Source organism: Streptomyces sp. NPDC056503, assembly GCF_042794995.1.
Lineage (GTDB): Bacteria > Actinomycetota > Actinomycetes > Streptomycetales > Streptomycetaceae > Streptomyces.
This window is the reverse complement of sequence record NZ_JBHTST010000003.1, coordinates 73283-90496: the sequence shown is the minus strand read 5'-3', so window position 1 is coordinate 90496 and position 17214 is coordinate 73283. Positions and strand designations below refer to the sequence as shown.

General features: G+C 74.3%; 15 protein-coding genes. 4 read left to right on the top strand and 11 right to left on the bottom strand.

Features of this window, described 5'->3' with window-relative positions; translation table 11 throughout:
- Positions 1 to 44 precede the first annotated feature (44 nt).
- The 8 genes from ACFQ8C_RS01745 to rimP all read right to left on the bottom strand — a co-directional run bounded on the left by ACFQ8C_RS01745 (position 45) and on the right by rimP (position 10580).
- Entirely contained in the window at positions 45 to 3404 is a 3360-nt protein-coding gene (locus ACFQ8C_RS01745; protein WP_383451131.1) for a trypsin-like peptidase domain-containing protein, read from the bottom strand.
- A 245-nt stretch (positions 3405 to 3649) separates the two neighbouring features.
- A complete protein-coding gene (truB, locus tag ACFQ8C_RS01740) occupies positions 3650 to 4549 on the bottom strand; it encodes a tRNA pseudouridine(55) synthase TruB (RefSeq protein WP_383451128.1) in 900 nt (299 codons plus the stop codon).
- A complete protein-coding gene (rbfA, locus tag ACFQ8C_RS01735) occupies positions 4546 to 4986 on the bottom strand; it encodes a 30S ribosome-binding factor RbfA (protein WP_383451125.1) in 441 nt (146 codons plus the stop codon). The genes truB and rbfA overlap by 4 nt, the downstream gene beginning before the upstream one ends.
- A gap of 29 nt (positions 4987 to 5015) precedes the next feature.
- Positions 5016 to 5309 carry a DUF503 domain-containing protein gene (locus ACFQ8C_RS01730; protein ID WP_031008504.1) on the bottom strand — a complete coding sequence of 98 codons (294 nt, stop codon included), beginning with the start codon at positions 5307 to 5309 and terminating at the stop codon, positions 5016 to 5018.
- A 138-nt stretch (positions 5310 to 5447) separates the two neighbouring features.
- Positions 5448 to 8549 carry a translation initiation factor IF-2 gene (gene infB / locus ACFQ8C_RS01725; protein ID WP_383451122.1) on the bottom strand — a complete coding sequence of 1034 codons (3102 nt, stop codon included), beginning with the start codon at positions 8547 to 8549 and terminating at the stop codon, positions 5448 to 5450.
- 149 nt (positions 8550 to 8698) lie between these two features.
- The gene (locus tag ACFQ8C_RS01720) at positions 8699 to 8989 is read right to left on the bottom strand and encodes a YlxR family protein (RefSeq protein WP_383451119.1); all 291 of its coding nucleotides are present in this window, start codon (positions 8987 to 8989) and stop codon (positions 8699 to 8701) included.
- A 95-nt stretch (positions 8990 to 9084) separates the two neighbouring features.
- Positions 9085 to 10080 carry a transcription termination factor NusA gene (gene nusA, locus ACFQ8C_RS01715; protein WP_383451117.1) on the bottom strand — a complete coding sequence of 332 codons (996 nt, stop codon included), beginning with the start codon at positions 10078 to 10080 and terminating at the stop codon, positions 9085 to 9087.
- 2 nt (positions 10081 to 10082) lie between these two features.
- Positions 10083 to 10580, bottom strand: a complete 498-nt coding sequence (rimP, locus tag ACFQ8C_RS01710) for a ribosome maturation factor RimP (protein ID WP_383451114.1) — start codon at positions 10578 to 10580, stop codon at positions 10083 to 10085.
- 191 nt (positions 10581 to 10771) lie between these two features.
- Between rimP and ACFQ8C_RS01705 the strand changes: the two genes are divergently transcribed.
- From ACFQ8C_RS01705 to ACFQ8C_RS01690, 4 genes are all read left to right on the top strand, one after another.
- A complete protein-coding gene (locus ACFQ8C_RS01705) occupies positions 10772 to 11377 on the top strand; it encodes a hypothetical protein (RefSeq protein ID WP_383451111.1) in 606 nt (201 codons plus the stop codon).
- Positions 11374 to 11790, top strand: coding sequence for a ferritin-like domain-containing protein (locus ACFQ8C_RS01700; RefSeq protein WP_383451109.1), 417 nt, complete (start codon positions 11374 to 11376; stop codon positions 11788 to 11790). Before ACFQ8C_RS01705 ends, ACFQ8C_RS01700 begins: the two co-directional genes overlap by 4 nt.
- A 55-nt stretch (positions 11791 to 11845) precedes the next feature.
- Positions 11846 to 12745 carry an aminoglycoside phosphotransferase family protein gene (locus tag ACFQ8C_RS01695; RefSeq protein ID WP_383451106.1) on the top strand — a complete coding sequence of 300 codons (900 nt, stop codon included), beginning with the start codon at positions 11846 to 11848 and terminating at the stop codon, positions 12743 to 12745.
- 76 nt (positions 12746 to 12821) lie between these two features.
- The gene (locus ACFQ8C_RS01690; protein ID WP_383451104.1) at positions 12822 to 13724 is read left to right on the top strand and encodes a slipin family protein; all 903 of its coding nucleotides are present in this window, start codon (positions 12822 to 12824) and stop codon (positions 13722 to 13724) included.
- Positions 13725 to 13910: 186 nt separating this feature from the next.
- Here the strand turns inward: ACFQ8C_RS01690 and ACFQ8C_RS01685 are convergent, their stop codons facing one another.
- The 3 genes from ACFQ8C_RS01685 to ACFQ8C_RS01675 form a co-directional block, all read right to left on the bottom strand.
- Entirely contained in the window at positions 13911 to 15611 is a 1701-nt protein-coding gene (locus tag ACFQ8C_RS01685; protein ID WP_383451101.1) for a proline--tRNA ligase, read from the bottom strand.
- A 72-nt stretch (positions 15612 to 15683) separates the two neighbouring features.
- Positions 15684 to 16229 carry a GNAT family N-acetyltransferase gene (locus ACFQ8C_RS01680; protein ID WP_383451099.1) on the bottom strand — a complete coding sequence of 182 codons (546 nt, stop codon included), beginning with the start codon at positions 16227 to 16229 and terminating at the stop codon, positions 15684 to 15686.
- A 42-nt stretch (positions 16230 to 16271) separates the two neighbouring features.
- The gene (locus ACFQ8C_RS01675) at positions 16272 to 17117 is read right to left on the bottom strand and encodes a GNAT family N-acetyltransferase (RefSeq protein ID WP_383451097.1); all 846 of its coding nucleotides are present in this window, start codon (positions 17115 to 17117) and stop codon (positions 16272 to 16274) included.
- Positions 17118 to 17214: the final 97 nt, after the last annotated feature.

Sequence of the window (17214 nt, the reverse complement as noted above, 5' to 3'; positions counted from 1 at the left end):
CGCTCCTCGTCCGCCTGTTCGCCCTGTGCGCCCATTACGCAGGTCTAAGACTGCCATGCCCACGCCCGTCGGTCCGCATCGGCATGGGCGGAGCCGGGTGTTCGCGGCGCGGGCACGGCCCCCGCGAGCAGCGCGGCGAAGGCCGGGTGGTCGGCGGCGAGCGCGGCGAGCAGCCGGTCGCGGCGGGCCGCGCCGCCCGGGTCGCGGGCGTGGAGGACGGCGGTACGGGCCAGCAGCGCGCGGTTGCGCGGGAGCGAGCGGCGGGCCGCGCCCTCGGCGGCGGCGGTCAGCAGCGCGTCCGCCACGGCGGGGTCGCCGGGCCCGGTCGCGTACGTCTCGTGGTCGAGGAGCACGTCGAGGAGTTCGGCCCGCAGATGGCGGGAGGCGCCGCTGCCCGGGGCGGCGAGCACGGGCGCGAGCGCGCGCCGGACGGCGGCGGGCGGGCCGTGGATCAGCCCGACCACCAGCGGGAAGAGCACGGCGCGGGCGGTCGGCCCCTCCTCGAACCGCAGGTCGACGTAGCCGGCGACGTGCCCCGCGCCCTCGGGGTGGCGGCTCGCGTACTCCCGGACGAGGCCGGCGATCCGCCGGGTGAGTCCGGGCGCGTCGACCGCGGCGAGGGCCCGCAGCGCGCCGCCCGGGTCGCGGCCCTGGTCCAGCCGTTCCCGGAAGGCGCCGAGGACGGCCTCGGGGTGCTCGGCCAGCGCCCCGGCGAGCGCGTCGGCGGGCACCCGGGGATCGGCGAGGGCGCGCGCCAGGTACGCGGCCCGGGTGTACGGGTCCCGGACGAGGACGCCGAGCGCGGCCCCGTGCAGCCCCCGGTCGGCGGCCCGGCCGAGCAGCGCGCCCGCCGCGTACCGCAGCAGCTCCCGCTCCTGCCCGTCCTGTCCGCGCGCGGCGAGCAGGGTGCCGTAGACGGCCGCGGCGACGCGCCGCTCCGGCCTCCCGTCGTCGTGCGCCCACCGGTCCACCGCCCGGCAGAGCGCCGCCGGCTCGTCGTCGACGAGCGCCCCGAGCAGTCCCTCGGCGAGCGGGTGCGCGGTGGCGACCAGCGCCTCGCAGAGGTCGTCGGCGGCGAGCCCCCGGTGCGCGTGCAGCAGCTCCCGCGCGACCGTGCCCACGCTGGCGTACGGCCGCGGGGGCAGGCCCCGTCCGTCCGTGAACCAGCGGCAGAGCAGGGGCTGGATCTCCCGGGTCCTGGCGACGAGCAGCTCTTCGGCGAGGGCGAGGAAGCGCGGCGGGTCGGCGGTGACGAGCCGGCGCAGCAGGTCGAGTCGCTCGTCCTCGCCGACGGCGAGCCGTCCCCACCACTCCGGCCCGAAGGGCTCGAAGGCCCCCGCCCGGGCCGCGCCCTCTCCCACCCGGTCGGCGAGCCGGCGCAGCACGGGCAGGTACGGCCGAGGGTCGCCGACCCTGTCGAGGGTCCGCGCGAGCAGCGTGCGCGCCCACCACACGGCGTCCTCGGGCGCCTCGTCCCCGAAGCCCGCCAGGGCTCCGGCGAGCCGGCCGAGCGGCGGCGCCAGGGCCGCGGGGCCGCCTTCCCGGTGCACCAGCAGCAGCGCCTGGAGAAGGATCCCGACCCGGTGCCGGGGCACGGGCGGCCGCTCCGGCACCGGGGCCGGCCGCCGGGCGTCGGCCCCGGGATCCGCGGGTTCCGCGGCCTCGTCGGGGCGGCCGTGGACCAGGGCGTCGAGGGCCGTGCCGAGGTCCAGGTGGGCGGCCTGGAGCCAGTCGGCGAGTTCCTCGTGGGCGAAGCGGTAGCCGGTTCCGGCGGGGACGAGGAGGCCTTCGGTGAGGACGGCGGAGGCCCAGCCGTCGCGCCAGGGGAAGAGGTCCTCGAAGGAGGCGCGGTCGAGGAGGCCGTGGCCGGGGCCCAGGCAGCGCCGGGCGGCCTCGTGGACCTGGCCGGTGACGCGGGCGGCGAGCCGGCGGACGGCGCGGCCGCCGGGCAGCGGGCGGGCGTCCGCGGCGATCCGGACCGCGATCCGCAGGCACATCAGGTCCAGGTGCGCCGTGAAGATCTCGGCCCGTCCGGGCCGGCCGGGCACCTCGCCGGGGAGCGCGGCCCGCACCTCGGCGAGCAGCCGCAGGGCCAGCGGGTGCCGGGCGTCGGCCGCGTCGAGGTCGTCGTCCCCGATGCCGTACCCCCGGCGCACGGCCTCGGCCTCGGCCTCGGTGAGGTCGCCGAGCGCCAGCGCGGCGGGGGCGGCGCTCCACAGCGGCGCCGCCTGCTCGGCGTGCTCGGGGCGGCAGGCGAGGGCGAGCCGGACGCCGTGGGCGCGCAGCCAGCGCTCGGTGGCGGCGGTCCAGGCGGCGAGCCGGTGGGCGAGGAGCGGGGGCATCTCCTCGGGGGCGTCGAGGACCACGAGGAGCGGCCGCCCGGCCTCCCGGGCGAGGCCAGCGGCCCGCTCGGCGGTGACGGGGTCGCCGGCGGCCCCGGAGGCGGCGGCGATCCGCGCGGCCTGGTCCAGCACCCGCCCGACGGCCTCGGCGAGCGAGCCGTCGCCCTCCCGGAGGTCGGCGCCGCGCAGCCGGACGGTCGGCGCGGCCGCGGCACCGCGCGCCCGCTCCTCGCAGACCGCGTCGAGCAGGGTGGTGCGCCCGCAGCCGGGCTCGCCGACGACGGTCAGCACGGGGACGCCGGAAGGGCCCTCGCCGGTGGCGAAGCCGGTCACGGCGCGGAAGGCGGTGGGGCGGGCGACCGGGGCCGGCCAGGGGGACGGGTCGCCCGCCGGGAGCGCCGTGGGGGCGGTGAGCTCCAGGAGGGCGGCGAGGTTCAGGTCGGGGCCGTACGCGGGGATCGTGGCGGCGTTGCGGCGCAGCAGCTCGCTCAGGGGGCCGTCGGGGCGGATCGGGACGGCGTGCCCGGCGGCGCGCGGGTCGCCCTGGAGGGCGGTGCCGACGACGCCGAGGACCGTGCCGGTGGCGCTGTCGACGACGGGCCCGCCCGCGGCCGGGCCGCCGAGCCGCAGCGCCTCGGCGCCCTGGGTGCCGATGGCGAGTTCGAGGGCGTCGGGGAGGGCGTGGCAGCGGTCGGTGGCGGTGTACGTGACGGCGGCGGGGCCGAGGACGCGCGCCTCCCGCCAGCCGTGCGCGGCGATCCGGACGTACGTGCCGGGTTCGACGGCCTCCCGGGTGGCGAGCGGCAGCGGGGGCACGCCCAGGCCCTCGGTGCGGATGAGGGCGAGCCCGTGCTCGGGGAGGGGGGTGATGGCGTCCGCCTCGGCGAGCCCGGTCCGCTCCCCCGGTGCGTGCAGCACGACGCGCGTCAGCCCGTCCACGGCCTCGTGACTGGTGACGAGGGTGCCCTCGTGGTCGGCGAGGAATCCGGTGCCGCGTGGCCGGCCCGCCAGATCGCAGATGCGCACCAGCCCCACCGGCTCCGCCAGGTCCCCGCGTCCCATGGTGTGGAGGGTAGGTCGGCTCCGGCCGCCGAAGTGCGCCGACCGGCCAAGGCGCCCCCTCGCACTCCCCCGGTTCACTCCGAGCGCTTCCCCGATGGGGTGAAGAAACGCGAAAGGGCGGGTGCGCCGCGCGCACCCGCCCTTCCATCCGCCAGACCGGCCGGAGCATCCCGACCGCACGCGTCCCGACCGGAGACGACTCGGCCGAAGACGTCCCGGCCGCGGACGTCTCGGCCGAAGACGTCTCAGCCGAAGACGGCCAGGCTCTTCGCCTTGCCCCGCTGGTCCTCCACCAGGGCGAGCAGCTTCCCTTCGGGGCCGAAGACCGCCACCGCCCCCTTGGGGTACTCGGGCATCTCCAGACGCACCCCGTTGAGCAGCAGCCGGGCCCGCTTCTCGTCGACGTCCCAGCGCGGGAACGCCGCCTCCGCGGCCTCGGCGACCGGCATCACGGTCAGCTCCTCCTGGAGCTGGTCGAGGGTGCGGGCGCTGTCGAGCTTGTAGGGGCCGACCCGGGTGCGCCGGAGCGCGGTGAGGTGCCCGCCGACGCCGAGCCCGGCGCCGAGGTCCCGGGCCAGCGCCCGGATGTACGTACCGGAGGAGCAGACCACCGAGACGACGAGGTCGACGACGGGCGTGCCGTCCTCGGCCGTCGCCTCGCGCACGTCGTACACCCGGAAGGAGGAGACGGTGACCGGCCGGGCCGGGATCTCGAACTCCTCGCCGCCGCGCACGCGCGCGTAGGACCGCTTTCCGTCGATCTTGATCGCGGAGACCTTCGACGGGACCTGCATGATCGCCTCGGTCAGCTCCGCGACCCCCGCGTCGATCTGCTCGCGGGTGACCTTCGAAGCGTCGACCGACGCCGTGATCTCGCCCTCGGCGTCGTCCGTGATCGTGGTCTGGCCCAGGCGGATGGTGCCCAGGTACTCCTTCTCGGTCAGCGCGAGGTGACCGAGGAGCTTGGTGGCCCGCTCCACGCCGAGGACGAGGACGCCCGTCGCCATGGGGTCGAGCGTGCCGGCGTGGCCGACGCGACGGGTCTTGGCGATCCCGCGCATCTTGGCCACGACGTCGTGCGAAGTGAAGCCCGACGGCTTGTCGACGATGACAAGCCCGTCGGGCGTCCGGATCTTGTCGCTCATTCGGCGGTGTCGTCCTCGCCCTGCTTCTTGTACGGGTCGGCCTCACCGGCGAAGGTGGCGCCGGAGGAGGCCTGGCGCACCTCCGCGTCGGACGCGCGGGCCTTGTCGAGGAGGTCCTCGATGGTCCGGGCGTTCTCGGGGAGGGCGTCGGCCACGAAGGCCAGGGTGGGGGTGAACTTGGTCCCCGCCGCCCGGCCCACGGCCGAACGGAGGATGCCCTTGGCGCTCTCCAGGCCGGCCGCGGCGCTCGCCCGCTCCTCGTCGTCGCCGTAGACCGTGTAGAAGACCGTGGCCTCCCGCAGGTCACCGGTGACGCGGGTGTCCGTGATGGTCACGTGCGTACCCAGGCGCGGGTCCTTGATGCCGCGCTGCAGCTTCTCGGCGACCACCTCCCGGATGAGGTCCGCCAGCTTCTTCGCCCGCGCGTTGTCGGCCACTGGTCCGTCTCCTTCTTTGCCTTGCTCGTTCAGTCTTCATCAGTGTGGAGCCTTCGGCGCACCGACAGCAGCTCCACCTCGGGCCGGGCGGCCACCAGCCGCTCGCAGCGGTCCAGGACGCCGTTGAGGTGTCCGAGGTCACCCGACACCATCGCGACGCCGATCTCGGCCCGCCGGTGGAGGTTCTGGCCGCTCACCTCCGCCACGCTCACCGAGAACTTCCGCTGGAGCTCGGCGACGATCGGTTTCACGAGGGAGCGTTTCTCCTTGAGCGAATGGACGTCGCCGAGGAGCAGGTCGAAGGACAGAGTCCCCACATACATGTGTGTCCGGATGTCCCGCCGGTTCGGGGTCAGTGGCCCCGCCAACCGCTGGACGGGGACACCGAAACCGTACACGGAACGGCCGGGGCCGATCGACGGAATAACCTCCGCCGACCGGCCCCGGCACTTCACCGCGTGTTACGCGCGCGGCTTCTCGCGCATCTCGTACGTCGCGATGACGTCGTCGATCTTGATGTCGTTGAAGTTTCCGAGGTTGATACCACCCTCGTAGCCTTCGCGGATCTCGGTGACGTCGTCCTTGAAGCGGCGCAGACCCTCGATGTTGAGGTTCTCCGCGATGACCTTGCCGTCGCGGAGGAGGCGCGCCTTGGTGTTGCGCTTGACCTCGCCGGAGCGGATGAGGACACCCGCGATGTTGCCGAGCTTGGAGGAGCGGAAGACCTCGCGGATCTCCGCGGTGCCGAGCTCGACCTCCTCGTACTCCGGCTTGAGCAGACCCTTGAGGGCCGCCTCGATCTCCTCGATCGCCTGGTAGATGACCGAGTAGTACCGGACGTCCACGCCCTCGCGCTCGGCCATCTGCTGCGCACGCCCGGCGGCGCGCACGTTGAAGCCGATCACGATGGCGTCGGAGCCCATCGCCAGGTCGATGTCCGACTCGGTGACGGCACCCACGCCGCGGTGCAGGACGCGGATGTCGACCTCCTCGCCGACGTCCAGCTGGAGCAGGGAGGACTCGAGGGCCTCGACGGAACCGGAAGCGTCACCCTTGATGATCAGGTTCAGCTGCTGGATCTCGCCGGCCTTGAGCACCTTGTCCAGGTCCTCGAGCGAGACGCGGCGGACGCGCTTCGCGAAGGCCGCGTTCCGCTCGCGGGCGGCACGCTTCTCGGCGATCTGGCGGGCGGTGCGGTCCTCGTCGACGACGAGGAAGCTGTCGCCGGCACCCGGGACGTTGGTGAGACCCAGGACGAGGACGGGAGTCGACGGGGTCGCCTCGTCCACGTTGTTGCCCTTGTCGTCGAGCATGGCCCGGACACGGCCGTACGCGTCGCCGGCGACGATCGTGTCACCGATGCGCAGCGTGCCGCGCTGGACCAGGACCGTCGAGACGGCACCGCGACCGCGGTCGAGGTGCGACTCGATGGCGATGCCCTGCGCGTCCTGCTCCGGGTTGGCCCGGAGGTCGAGCGAGGCGTCGGCGGTGAGGATCACGGCCTCCAGCAGGGAGTCGATGTGCAGACCCTGCTTGGCGGAGATGTCGACGAACATGGTGTCGCCGCCGTACTCCTCGGCCACCAGACCGAACTCGGTCAGCTGACCGCGGACCTTGACCGGGTCCGCGCCCTCGACGTCGATCTTGTTGACCGCGACGACGATCGGGACGCCGGCGGCCTTGGCGTGGTTGAGCGCCTCGATCGTCTGCGGCATGACGCCGTCGTTGGCCGCGACCACGAGGATCGCGATGTCGGTCGACTTCGCACCACGGGCACGCATGGCGGTGAACGCCTCGTGACCCGGGGTGTCGATGAAGGTGATGCGACGCTCTTCGCCGTTGACCTCGGTACCGACCTGGTAGGCACCGATGTGCTGGGTGATGCCACCGGCCTCGCCCGCGACGACGTTCGTCTTGCGGATGGCGTCGAGGAGTCGGGTCTTACCGTGGTCGACGTGACCCATGACGGTCACGACCGGCGGACGGGAGACCAGGGCCTCTTCGCCGCCCTCGTCCTCGCCGAACTCGATGTCGAAGGACTCGAGAAGCTCGCGGTCCTCCTCCTCCGGGCTGACGACCTGGACGACGTAGTTCATCTCCTCGGCCAGCATGACCAGCGTGTCGTCGGAGACGGACTGCGTGGCCGTGACCATCTCGCCGAGGTTCATCATGACCGCGACGAGCGACGCCGGGTTGGCGCCGATCTTCTCCGCGAAGTCGGTGAGGGACGCACCGCGCGACAGGCGAATGGTCTCGCCGTTGCCGCGAGGCAGCATCACGCCGCCCACGGACGGGGCCTGCATGGCCTCGTACTCCTGGCGCCTCTGCCGCTTCGACTTGCGACCACGACGCGCGGGACCGCCGGGACGACCGAAGGCGCCCTGCGTGCCACCACGGCCACCCGGGCCGCCGGGACGGCCACCGAAGCCGCCGGGACGACCGCCGAAGCCGCCGCCACCGCCGCCGGGACCACCCGGACGACCGCCGCCGCCACCACCGGGACCACCGGGACGGCCGGCGAAGCCGCCGCCGCCACCGCCGGGACCGGCCGGACGACCGGCGAAGCCGGGACGACCGCCGCCGCCACCGCCGGGACCACCCGGACGACCGCCGGGGCCACCGGGGCCACGACCGCCGGGGCCGGGACGCGGGCCGGCAGCGGGACGCTGCGGCATCATGCCCGGGTTCGGACGGTTACCGCCGGGCGCGCCGCCCGGACGGGGAGCCTGCGGACGCGGCATGCCACCGGGGGTGGGACGCGCGCCGCCGGGGGCACCGGGGCCGCCGGAGCGGGGTGCGCCACCGGGGCCGCCCTGCGGACGCGGGGCGCCCGGAACGGCACCGGGGCCGCCGGGACGCGGGGCACCGCCACCGGGACGGGGCGCCTGCGGGCGCGCCATGCCGGTGGAGCCGCCGGAGGTGAAGGGGTTGTTGCCCGGACGCGGGCCGGCCGGACGCGGGGCGCCCGGACGCGCGGACTGCTGGCCGGGGCGGGGGGCCTGCTGGCCCGGACGCGGCGCGGACTGGCCCGGACGGGCACCGGTCGGACGCTGGCCGGGGGCGGCACCACCGGGACGCTGACCACCGGCGGCCGGAGCCGCCGGAGCGGTCGGAGCAGCCGGAGGCGCGGTGAACTCCGGGTTGGTCGGAGCCGGGGCGGCCGGCGCCGGCTTGGGCGCGGGAGCCGCGGGCCTCGGACCCGGGGTCGGACGCGAGCCGGGGGCGGCCGGCGTCACGGGCTTCTCGGCCGCCGCGGGCTTGGGCGCCGGGGTGGGCGCGCCAGGCTTCGGGGCAGCGGGACGTGCGGCAGCGGGCGCCGAAGGCGCCGGCGCGGCCGGCTTGGGGGCGGGCGCCGCCTTGCGGGGCGCTCCGGGCTTGGCAGCGGTCTTGCCGGCGGAACCGCCGGGACCCTGCAAAGCGTCAGTCAACTTGCGCACGACCGGCGCCTCGATCGTCGAGGACGCCGAACGGACGAATTCACCGAGTTCCTGGAGCTTGGCCATGACGACCTTGCTCTCTACGCCGAACTCCTTGGCGAGTTCGTATACCCGGACCTTAGCCACATCGCTCCTTTATAGGTCCGGTTACCGCCGGACCGTTGCTACTTCATGGGCGTACTCATCGCGTACTCATCGAGTGCTCATCGCAATCTCGACCTACTTCCGACTCGCGAGGTACCTGACCGCACGGTGTTCCGTGCCGTACTTCCTTTTCACTGCGGTGCCGCCTGCGCGGCCTGCTCGATGTGCTCCCGCAGGGCCGCCGTGTCGAGCGGTCCCGGGACCTTGAAGGCCCTCGGGAACGCCCGTCGGCGGACCGCGAGGTCGAGACAGTGCAAGGCGGGGTGCACGTACGCACCCCGGCCGGGCAGCGTACCGCGATGATCGGGGACGCACTCGTCCTTATCCATCGCGATCCGCAGCAGTTCGCTCTTGGCCGCTCGCTCCCGGCATCCCACACAGGTTCGCTCAGGGCACGCGCGGGCATGCGTCCGGCCAGACACGATTAAGTCTACCTCCCCGTACCGACCTCACCCGTTTGGGGCAAAAATCGAACAGCCGTTGGCCAAAAACGATCTCCGACGTGCGGCGGAGCGGCTCAGCCCTCCTCGGCCGGGACCTCGGTGTCCGGACGGATGTCGATCCGCCAACCGGTGAGCCGTGCGGCCAGACGGGCGTTCTGCCCCTCCTTGCCGATGGCCAGGGAGAGCTGGTAGTCGGGGACCGTCACCCGGGCGGACCGGGCGGCGGCGTCGACGACCTCGACCCTGGAGACGCGGGCCGGGGAGAGGGCGTTCGCCACCATCTCCGCCGGGTCGTCCGACCAGTCGACGATGTCGATCTTCTCGCCGAGCAGCTCGGCCATCACGTTCCGCACCCGGCTGCCCATGGGGCCGATGCAGGCGCCCTTGGCGTTCAGGCCCGAACGGGTGGACCGGACCGCGATCTTGGTGCGGTGACCGGCCTCACGCGCGATGGCGGAGATCTCGACGGAACCGTCGGCGATCTCCGGCACCTCCAGGGCGAAGAGCTTCTTCACCAGGTTGGGGTGGGTGCGCGAGAGGGTCACGGACGGACCGCGGACGCCCTTGGCCACCCGGACGACGTACGTGCGCAGCCGCAGACCGTGCGTGTAGTCCTCGCCCGGCACCTGCTCCTGCACCGGAAGGATGGCCTCCAGCTTGTCGTCCAGCTTGACGAGGACGTTCTTCGGGTCCTTGCCCTGCTGCACCACGCCGGCGACGACGTCGCCCTCACGGCGGGCGTACTCGCCGAAGGTCACGTCGTTCTCGGCGTCGCGCAGCCGCTGCTGGATGACCTGGCGGGCGGTGCTCGCCGCGATGCGGCCGAAGTCCGACGGGGTGTCGTCGAACTCCTTGGGCTCCTGCCCCTCCTCCAGGTCGGCCCGGTCCTCCTCGGCCCACACCGTCACGTGCCCGGTGTGGCGGTCCAGCTCCACGCGCGCGTGGCGGCGGGCGGACGGCGTGCGGTGGTAGGCGATGAGGAGGGCCGACTCGATCGCCTCGACCAGCATCTCGAAGGAGATTTCCTTCTCCTGTGCCAAGCCCTTCAGGAGCTTCACGTCGATGTCCACGGCTACGCCTCCTCTTCCTTCTTGTCCTTGCGGTTGAACTCGATCTCGACACGCGCCTTGGCGATCTCGGCGAACTCCACGCGGCGGGCGGTGGCCTTGCGGCCCTTCACGCCCGGGACCTCGGTGTCGAGGCCGTCCTCGTCCACGGCCACGATGCGGGTGACCAGGTCCTCGCCCTCGGTGAGCCGGAGCTTCACCAGCCGTCCGGTGGCCCGGACGTAGTGGCGGTGCTCGGAGAGCGGACGGTCGGCACCCGGGGAGCTGACCTCCAGGACGTACTCGCCGTCGCCCATGGCGTCGGTCTCGTCCAGCTTCGCGGAGATGGCGCGGCTCAGTTCCGCGCAGGCGTCCAGCTCGACGCCCTCGTCCGAGTCGACGACGATCCTCAGCAGTCCTCGGCGGCCGGCCCTGGACACCTCGATCTCTTCCAGATCCAGGTGCTCCGCTTGGACGAGCGGCTCAATGAGTCCGCGCAGCCTGTCGCTCTGGGTGGTGCTCATCCGGGTGACTCCTCGGCCGCGTGTGCTGTTGTGGGTACGTCGCTCGTCGCTGCTTGTCGCTGCGTGTCGGATCAAGGGTATCCGGTCCGGGAGGGTGTTGCCGTCCACCGCACGGGCCCCCGCGGGTACGCTCGCCTGCGGTGATCTTCGACGGGCGGCCGGGAGGGGTCCGGAATGCTGAGGGAGAGAGCGTGACGACGACGGGCAGACGCGCCCTGCTCGTGGCGGGGGCCTCGGCCGCCGCGGCGGCCCTGACCGGATGCACCTCCGAGGACGCGGGGCCGCGGCGCCCCAGCGCGGCGGAGGAGGCGGCGGCCCGCGAGGCCGAACGGGTGGCCCGCGCCGCGGCGGCCCTCCGCCGCCGGGCGGTGACCGCCTCACGGACCCTCCTCGACCGCTACGACGCCGCCCTCGCGGCCCACCCCGCGCTCCACGCGCGCGTGGCCCCCCTGCGCGCCTCGGTCGCCGCCCACGTACGGGCCCTCGGCGAGGGCGACCGCCCGGCGGCCACGCCGGGCACCGCCACCGGCACCGCGACCCCCGCGGCGACCGGCTCGGACACGGGCACGGGCTCCCCCTCCGCGGCACCGACCGCCGGCACGGGCACCGCCGGGAAGGCCGTGCCGGCCGACCCGAAGGCCGCGCTGCGGGAGCTGGCGGGGGCGGCGCGGGCCGCCTCCGACGCGCACACCGCCGAGCTGCTCGCGGCGCCGCCCGAGTACGCCCGGCTGCTCGCCTCCGTGGCCGCCGCGGGCGCCACCCACGCCTACCTCCTCACCGAAGGAGCCCGCCCATGAGCGCCCTCCAGGCGGCCCAGGCCGCCCTCGCCGCCGAGCACGCCGCCGTGTACGGCTACGGGGTCGTCGGCGGCCGGGTCGCCGACGAGCGCCGGGCCGAGGCGACCGCCGGCCACGAGGCGCACCGGGCCCGCCGGGACGCGCTGCGCCGCACCGTCCGCGACCTCGGCGGCACGCCGGTCGCCGCGGCCGCCGCGTACGAGCTGCCGTTCCGGGTGGCCGACCCTGCCGGCGCGGAACGGCTCGCGGCCGTCCTGGAGGACCGGGTCGCCGGGGTCTACTCCGACCTGGTGCGGGCCGGCGACGGCGCCCTGCGCCGCGAGGCGGCCGCCGCGCTCCGGGAGGCGGCGGTCCGCGCGGTGCGGTGGCGCGGCAGCGACGTAACCTTTCCTGGGCTCGCCGAGCGGGTGTGAGTCCGGCCCCCACCAGCTCTGATCACCCCGCCCAAGGAGAAGGAACAAGGCACGTATGGGTTTCGAAGCGCCCCGGCGACTGGTGACGGCGCTCCACGAGAGGTACGGCGAGACCGCCGCGGCCGAGTGGCTCGGTCGGCTCCCCGACCTCGCCGCGCGCGTGCCCGAGGAGGCCGGACTGACCGTCGAGCGGGTGGTGGCCCCCGGCGGGCGCGGCAGTCTGGTGCTGCTCGTCCGCGAGGCCGACGGCACGCCCGCCGCGCTGAAGATCGCGCCGCCGTTCACCCGGCCCGCGCTGGAGCGGGACGCGCTCGCGCACTGGAACGGCTGGGGCGCCGTCCGGCTCCGCGCCGAGGCCCCGGAGGGCGCCCTCGTCCTCGAACGGCTGCACCCGGAGGTGTCCCTCCGCTCGCTCCCCGAGGCCAAGGCGCTCCTGGAGGCGGCCGGGGCCGTACGGAAGCTGTGGGTGGAGCCCGCGGCCGGGCACGGCTTCGAGTCGCTGGCCGAGCGGACCGCCCGGCAGGCCGAGGCGATGCGGCCGTACGGCTCCGACGCCGTCGCCGGCGAGCTCGTCACCACGGCGCTCGGCGCCCGCGAGGAACTGCTCGCCGGTTCAACGGAGGAGTTGCTGCTGCACGGGGACTTCCGGCAGGGCAAGGTCCTCGCCGGCGACCGGACGCCCTGGCTGGCCGTCGGCCCCGACCCCGTCGTCGGCGAGCGCGCCTACGACCTGGCCCGGCTGGTACGGGACCGGGTCGAGGACCTGGTGGCCGCCTCCGCCGGCGCGCCGGCCGCCCGGCGGCGGGTGAACAAGCTGGCCGACTCCCTCGATGTGGACCGTGAGCGGCTGCGCGGCTGGACGCTCTTCCGGGCCGTCGAGTCCGGCACCCGGGCGCTGGCCGGGGGGCGGCGGCAGGAGGCCGAGTGGCTCCTGGAGTTCGCCGGCTGGCTCTGAGTCCCCGGACCGCTCCGAGTTCGCGGACCCCGGGAAGGGGAATACCCTTTTTGTAACCCTTCCTCAGGGGGCCGTGATGATCGAAGAACTCCTGATGGCCGTGGCGGGAGCGGGGCTGGCCGCCGTCGCGTACGTCGCCGCGGCGGCGCGCGTGGTGAAGCAGTACGAGCGGGGCGTCGTCTTCCGCTTCGGCCGGCTGCGGGGCGAGGTGCGGCCGCCCGGCTTCACGATGATCGTCCCGGCGGTGGACCGGCTCCACAAGGTGAACATGCAGATCGTCACGATGCCCGTGCCCGCGCAGGAGGGCATCACCCGGGACAACGTGACGGTCCGGGTCGACGCGGTCGTCTACTTCCGGGTGGTCGACGCGGCGGAGGCGCTGGTGCGGGTCGAGGACTACAAGTTCGCGGTCTCGCAGATGGCGCAGACCTCGCTGCGGTCGATCATCGGCAAGAGCGACCTCGACGACCTGCTGTCCAACCGCGAGAAGCTCAACCAGGGCCTTGAGCTGATGCTCGACTCCCCCGCGATCGGCTGGGGCGTGCAGATCGACCGGGTGGAGATCAAGGACGTGTCCCTGCCCGAGACCATGAAGCGCTCCATGGCCCGGCAGGCGGAGGCGGACCGGGAGCGGCGGGCCCGTCTGATCAACGCGGACGCGGAGCTCCAGGCGTCGAAGAAGCTGACGGAGGCGGCCCACCAGATGGCCGACGCGCCGGCCGCCCTCCAGCTGAGGCTCCTCCAGACGGTGATGGCCGTCGCCGCCGAGAAGAACTCGACCCTGGTGCTCCCGATCCCGGTGGAGCTGCTGCGCTTCCTGGAACGCGCCACGCCGGACGCGTCGGCCGCGCCCGCGCCGCCGGCCGCCGAGGTGCCGGCTCCGCCTCCGCCTCCGGCGCCGCTGCCGCCCGTCGAGGACCTCACGGGCCCCTCCGTGGACCCGGCGCCCCGGAGGACCCGGGGCGACATGGCCGCGTGACCCGACGCCGTCCCCGTGGGCAGGCGTCCCGCAGGGCGGGACGGGTGGGCACGGGGACGACGCCCTCTTCCGGGCCTGGGCTTCCGCGCCTGGGCCCGCACCCGATGTACGGCTCCGTACGGGTGCGGGTCCAGGCACGGGCGCGGAGGCACCCGCGAGAGTGCCGCTACGGGGTGGCGGCGGTGGTCAGGACGTCAGGGTGGCGAGGGCCTCTTCGATGGTGAGCTCTTCGCGCTCGCCGGTGCGGCGGTCCTTCAGTTCGAGGACGCCTTCCGCCGCGCGGCGGCCCGCGACGAGGATCTTCGGGACGCCGATCAGCTCCGCGTCGGTGAACTTGACGCCCGGGGAGACGCCCGCGCGGTCGTCGACCAGGACGCGGAGGCCCGCTGCCGAGAGCTTGTCGGAGACCTCCAGGGCCAGTTCGGTCTGGAGCGCCTTGCCCGCGGCCACGACGTGGACGTCGGCGGGGGCGACCTCGGCCGGCCAGCACAGGCCCTTGTCGTCGGCGGTCTGCTCGGCGAGGGCGGCGACGGCGCGGGAGACGCCGATGCCGTAGGAGCCCATGGTGACGCGGACCGGCTTGCCGTTCTGGCCCAGGACGTCGAGCTTCAGCGCGTCCGCGTACTTGCGGCCGAGCTGGAAGATGTGACCGATCTCGATCGCGCGGTCCAGCTTGAGGCCGGTGCCGCACGTGGGGCACGGGTCGCCCTCCTGGACGACGACGACGTCGACGTACTCCTCGGCCTCGAAGTCGCGGCCCGCGACGACGTTCTTCGCGTGCATGCCCTCCTCGTTGGCGCCGGTGATCCACGCGGTGCCGGGGGCGACCCGCGGGTCGGCGATGTAGCGGACCTTCTCCAGGCCCTGGGGGCCGACGTAACCGCGGACGAGGTCGGGGCGGCCGGCGAAGTCGGCCTCGGTGACGAGCTCGACGGCGGCCGGGGCGAAGTGCGCCTCGACCTTGTCCATGTCGACCTCGCGGTCGCCGGGGACGCCGACGGCGACGATCTCGCCGTCGACCTTCACCAGGAGGTTCTTGAGGGTGGCGGAGGCCGGGACGCCGAGGTGGGCGGCGAGGGTCTCGATGGTGGGGGTGTCGGGGGTGGGGATGGCCTCCAGGGCCGGGACCGCCGAACCGTCGACCGCCTTGACCTCCTGGTACACGGCCTCCGTGTTGGCGGCGAAGTCGCAGTTCGGGCAGTCGGCGAAGGTGTCCTCGCCGGCCTCGGCCGGGGCGAGGAACTCCTCGGACTTGGAGCCGCCCATGGCGCCGGCGGTGGCGGCGCAGATGCGGTAGTCGAGGCCGAGGCGCTCGAAGATCCGCTGGTAGGCCTTGCGGTGCACGCCGTAGGACCGGGCCAGGCCCTCGTCCTCGGTGTCGAAGGAGTAGGAGTCCTTCATCAGGAACTCGCGGCCGCGCAGGATGCCGGCGCGGGGGCGGGCCTCGTCACGGAACTTGGTCTGGATCTGGTACAGGATGACCGGCAGGTCCTTGTAGGACGAGCACTGGTCCTTCACCAGGAGGGTGAAGATCTCCTCGTGGGTCGGGCCGAGGAGGTAGTCGCCGCCCTTGCGGTCCTGGAGGCGGAAGAGCTCGGCGCCGTACTCGTTCCAGCGGCCGGTGGCCTCGTAGGGCTCGCGGGGCAGCAGCGCGGGGAGGGAGACCTCCTGGGCGCCGACGGCGTCCATCTCCTCGCGGACGATCCGCTCGACGTTGGAGAGGACCTTCTTGCCCAGCGGCAGCCAGCTCCAGATGCCGGCGGCGGTGCGGCGGACGTAGCCGGCGCGGACGAGGAGCTTGTGGGAGAGGACCTCGGCGTCCGCCGGGTCGTCGCGCAGCGTCTTCGCCATCAACTGGGACATGCGCTGGACCGGTGCGTTGGCCATGGTTCTCGTACTCCTGCCGGGACGGACAATTGATGGCCCCGAGGTTATCCGGGCCGCCCCGCCCGCGAGAAATCAGTTCCGGCGCGCGAGCGGGAGCGGGGCGCCCATGACGGCGTAGGGCCGCGCGGCGCTCGGGAAGTGGACCCGGCGGGCGAGGTCGGTGTAGCCGAGGGAGCGGTAGAGACCGCGGGCCGGGGACTCGGTGTCGATGGCCGAGAGGATGGAGCGCTTCTCGTCGGCGGTGTCGGTGATGGTGGTGATCAGCCCGCGGCCGAGGCCCAGGCCCTGGAAGTCGGGGTGGACGTGGAGTTCGGTGATGACGAAGGAGGCGTCGAGCCAGTCGGCGGTGCCGGTGGCGCGGAGGTACGGCTCCACCACGGTGGACCACCAGTGGCCGCGGTCGTTGGGCATGCCGTACACGAAGCCGACGAGCCGGCCGCCGGGGGTGAGGGCGCCGTAGGCGCGGGCGCCGGGGTTCATCAGGTGGCGCAGCACGATGTGGCGGCGTACGGCGACCTCCTCGGCGTCGAGGCCGAAGGCGACCGCCTGCACGGCGAGCGCCTCGTCCACCCGGGCGGCGAGGTTGACGGGTCCGATCACGGCCTGTGCGTCGTCCATGCGGCGCACCCTACAAGTGCCCGCCTGCCCAGAACAGCGCGCTCAGAACAGGACGCTCATGAACGCGCCGGTCTCGCGGAAGCCGACCCGGCGGTAGGCGGCACGGGCGGGGGTGTTGTAGTCGTTCACGTACAGGCTGACGACGGGGGCGACGTCGGCGAGGGCGTACTGGAGGACGGCGGCCATGCCGGTCTCGGAGAGGCCCTTGCCCCGGTGCTCGGGGGCGACCCAGACACCCTGGATCTGGCAGGCCTGGCGGGTGGCGGCGCCGATCTCGGCCTTGAAGACGACCTTGCCGTCGTCGATGCGGGCGAAGGAGCGGCCGGCGGCGACGAGTTCGGCGACGCGGGCCTGGTAGAGCAGGCCGCCGTCGCCGGCGAGCGGGGAGACCCCGACCTCCTCGGTGAACATGGCGACGCACGCCGGCATGATCGTTTCCATCTCGTCCTTGCGGACCCGGCGGACGAGCGGGTCGGCCGCGACGGTGGCGGAGGGCTCCTCGGCGACCATGAGGGGCTGGTGGGCGCGGACGTCGCGGGCGGGACCCCAGGAGGGTTCGAGGAGTCGCCACAGCTCGGTGGTGGGGCCGGCCGGGCCGACGATCGAGGAGCAGCGGCGGCCGGTCCTGCGGGCGCGGTCGGCGAAGGCGCGGACGGCCTGGGGGGTGGCGCAGATCGGGACGAGGTTGGCGCCGGAGTAGCAGAGCGAGGTGAGCCGGCCCTCGGTGTACCAGCCCCACATCTCGCCGCCCAGCCGCCAGGGGTCGAGCCCGGCGATCCGTACGCGGGCGGTCACGAAGGCGTTCTCGACGGGGGCGCTCTCCAGAACGGCGAGTGCGGCGCCGAGGTCGGCGGGTTCGAGCACCCGGGTGGTGGTCTGTGTCAACACGAGGGGGCCTCACCGTGCGGGTTCTGCTGATCCTGGCACCTTACCCCCCGGACCTGGGAAGGGCTCCCGCACAGGCGAAACCCCGCCGCCCCGGAGG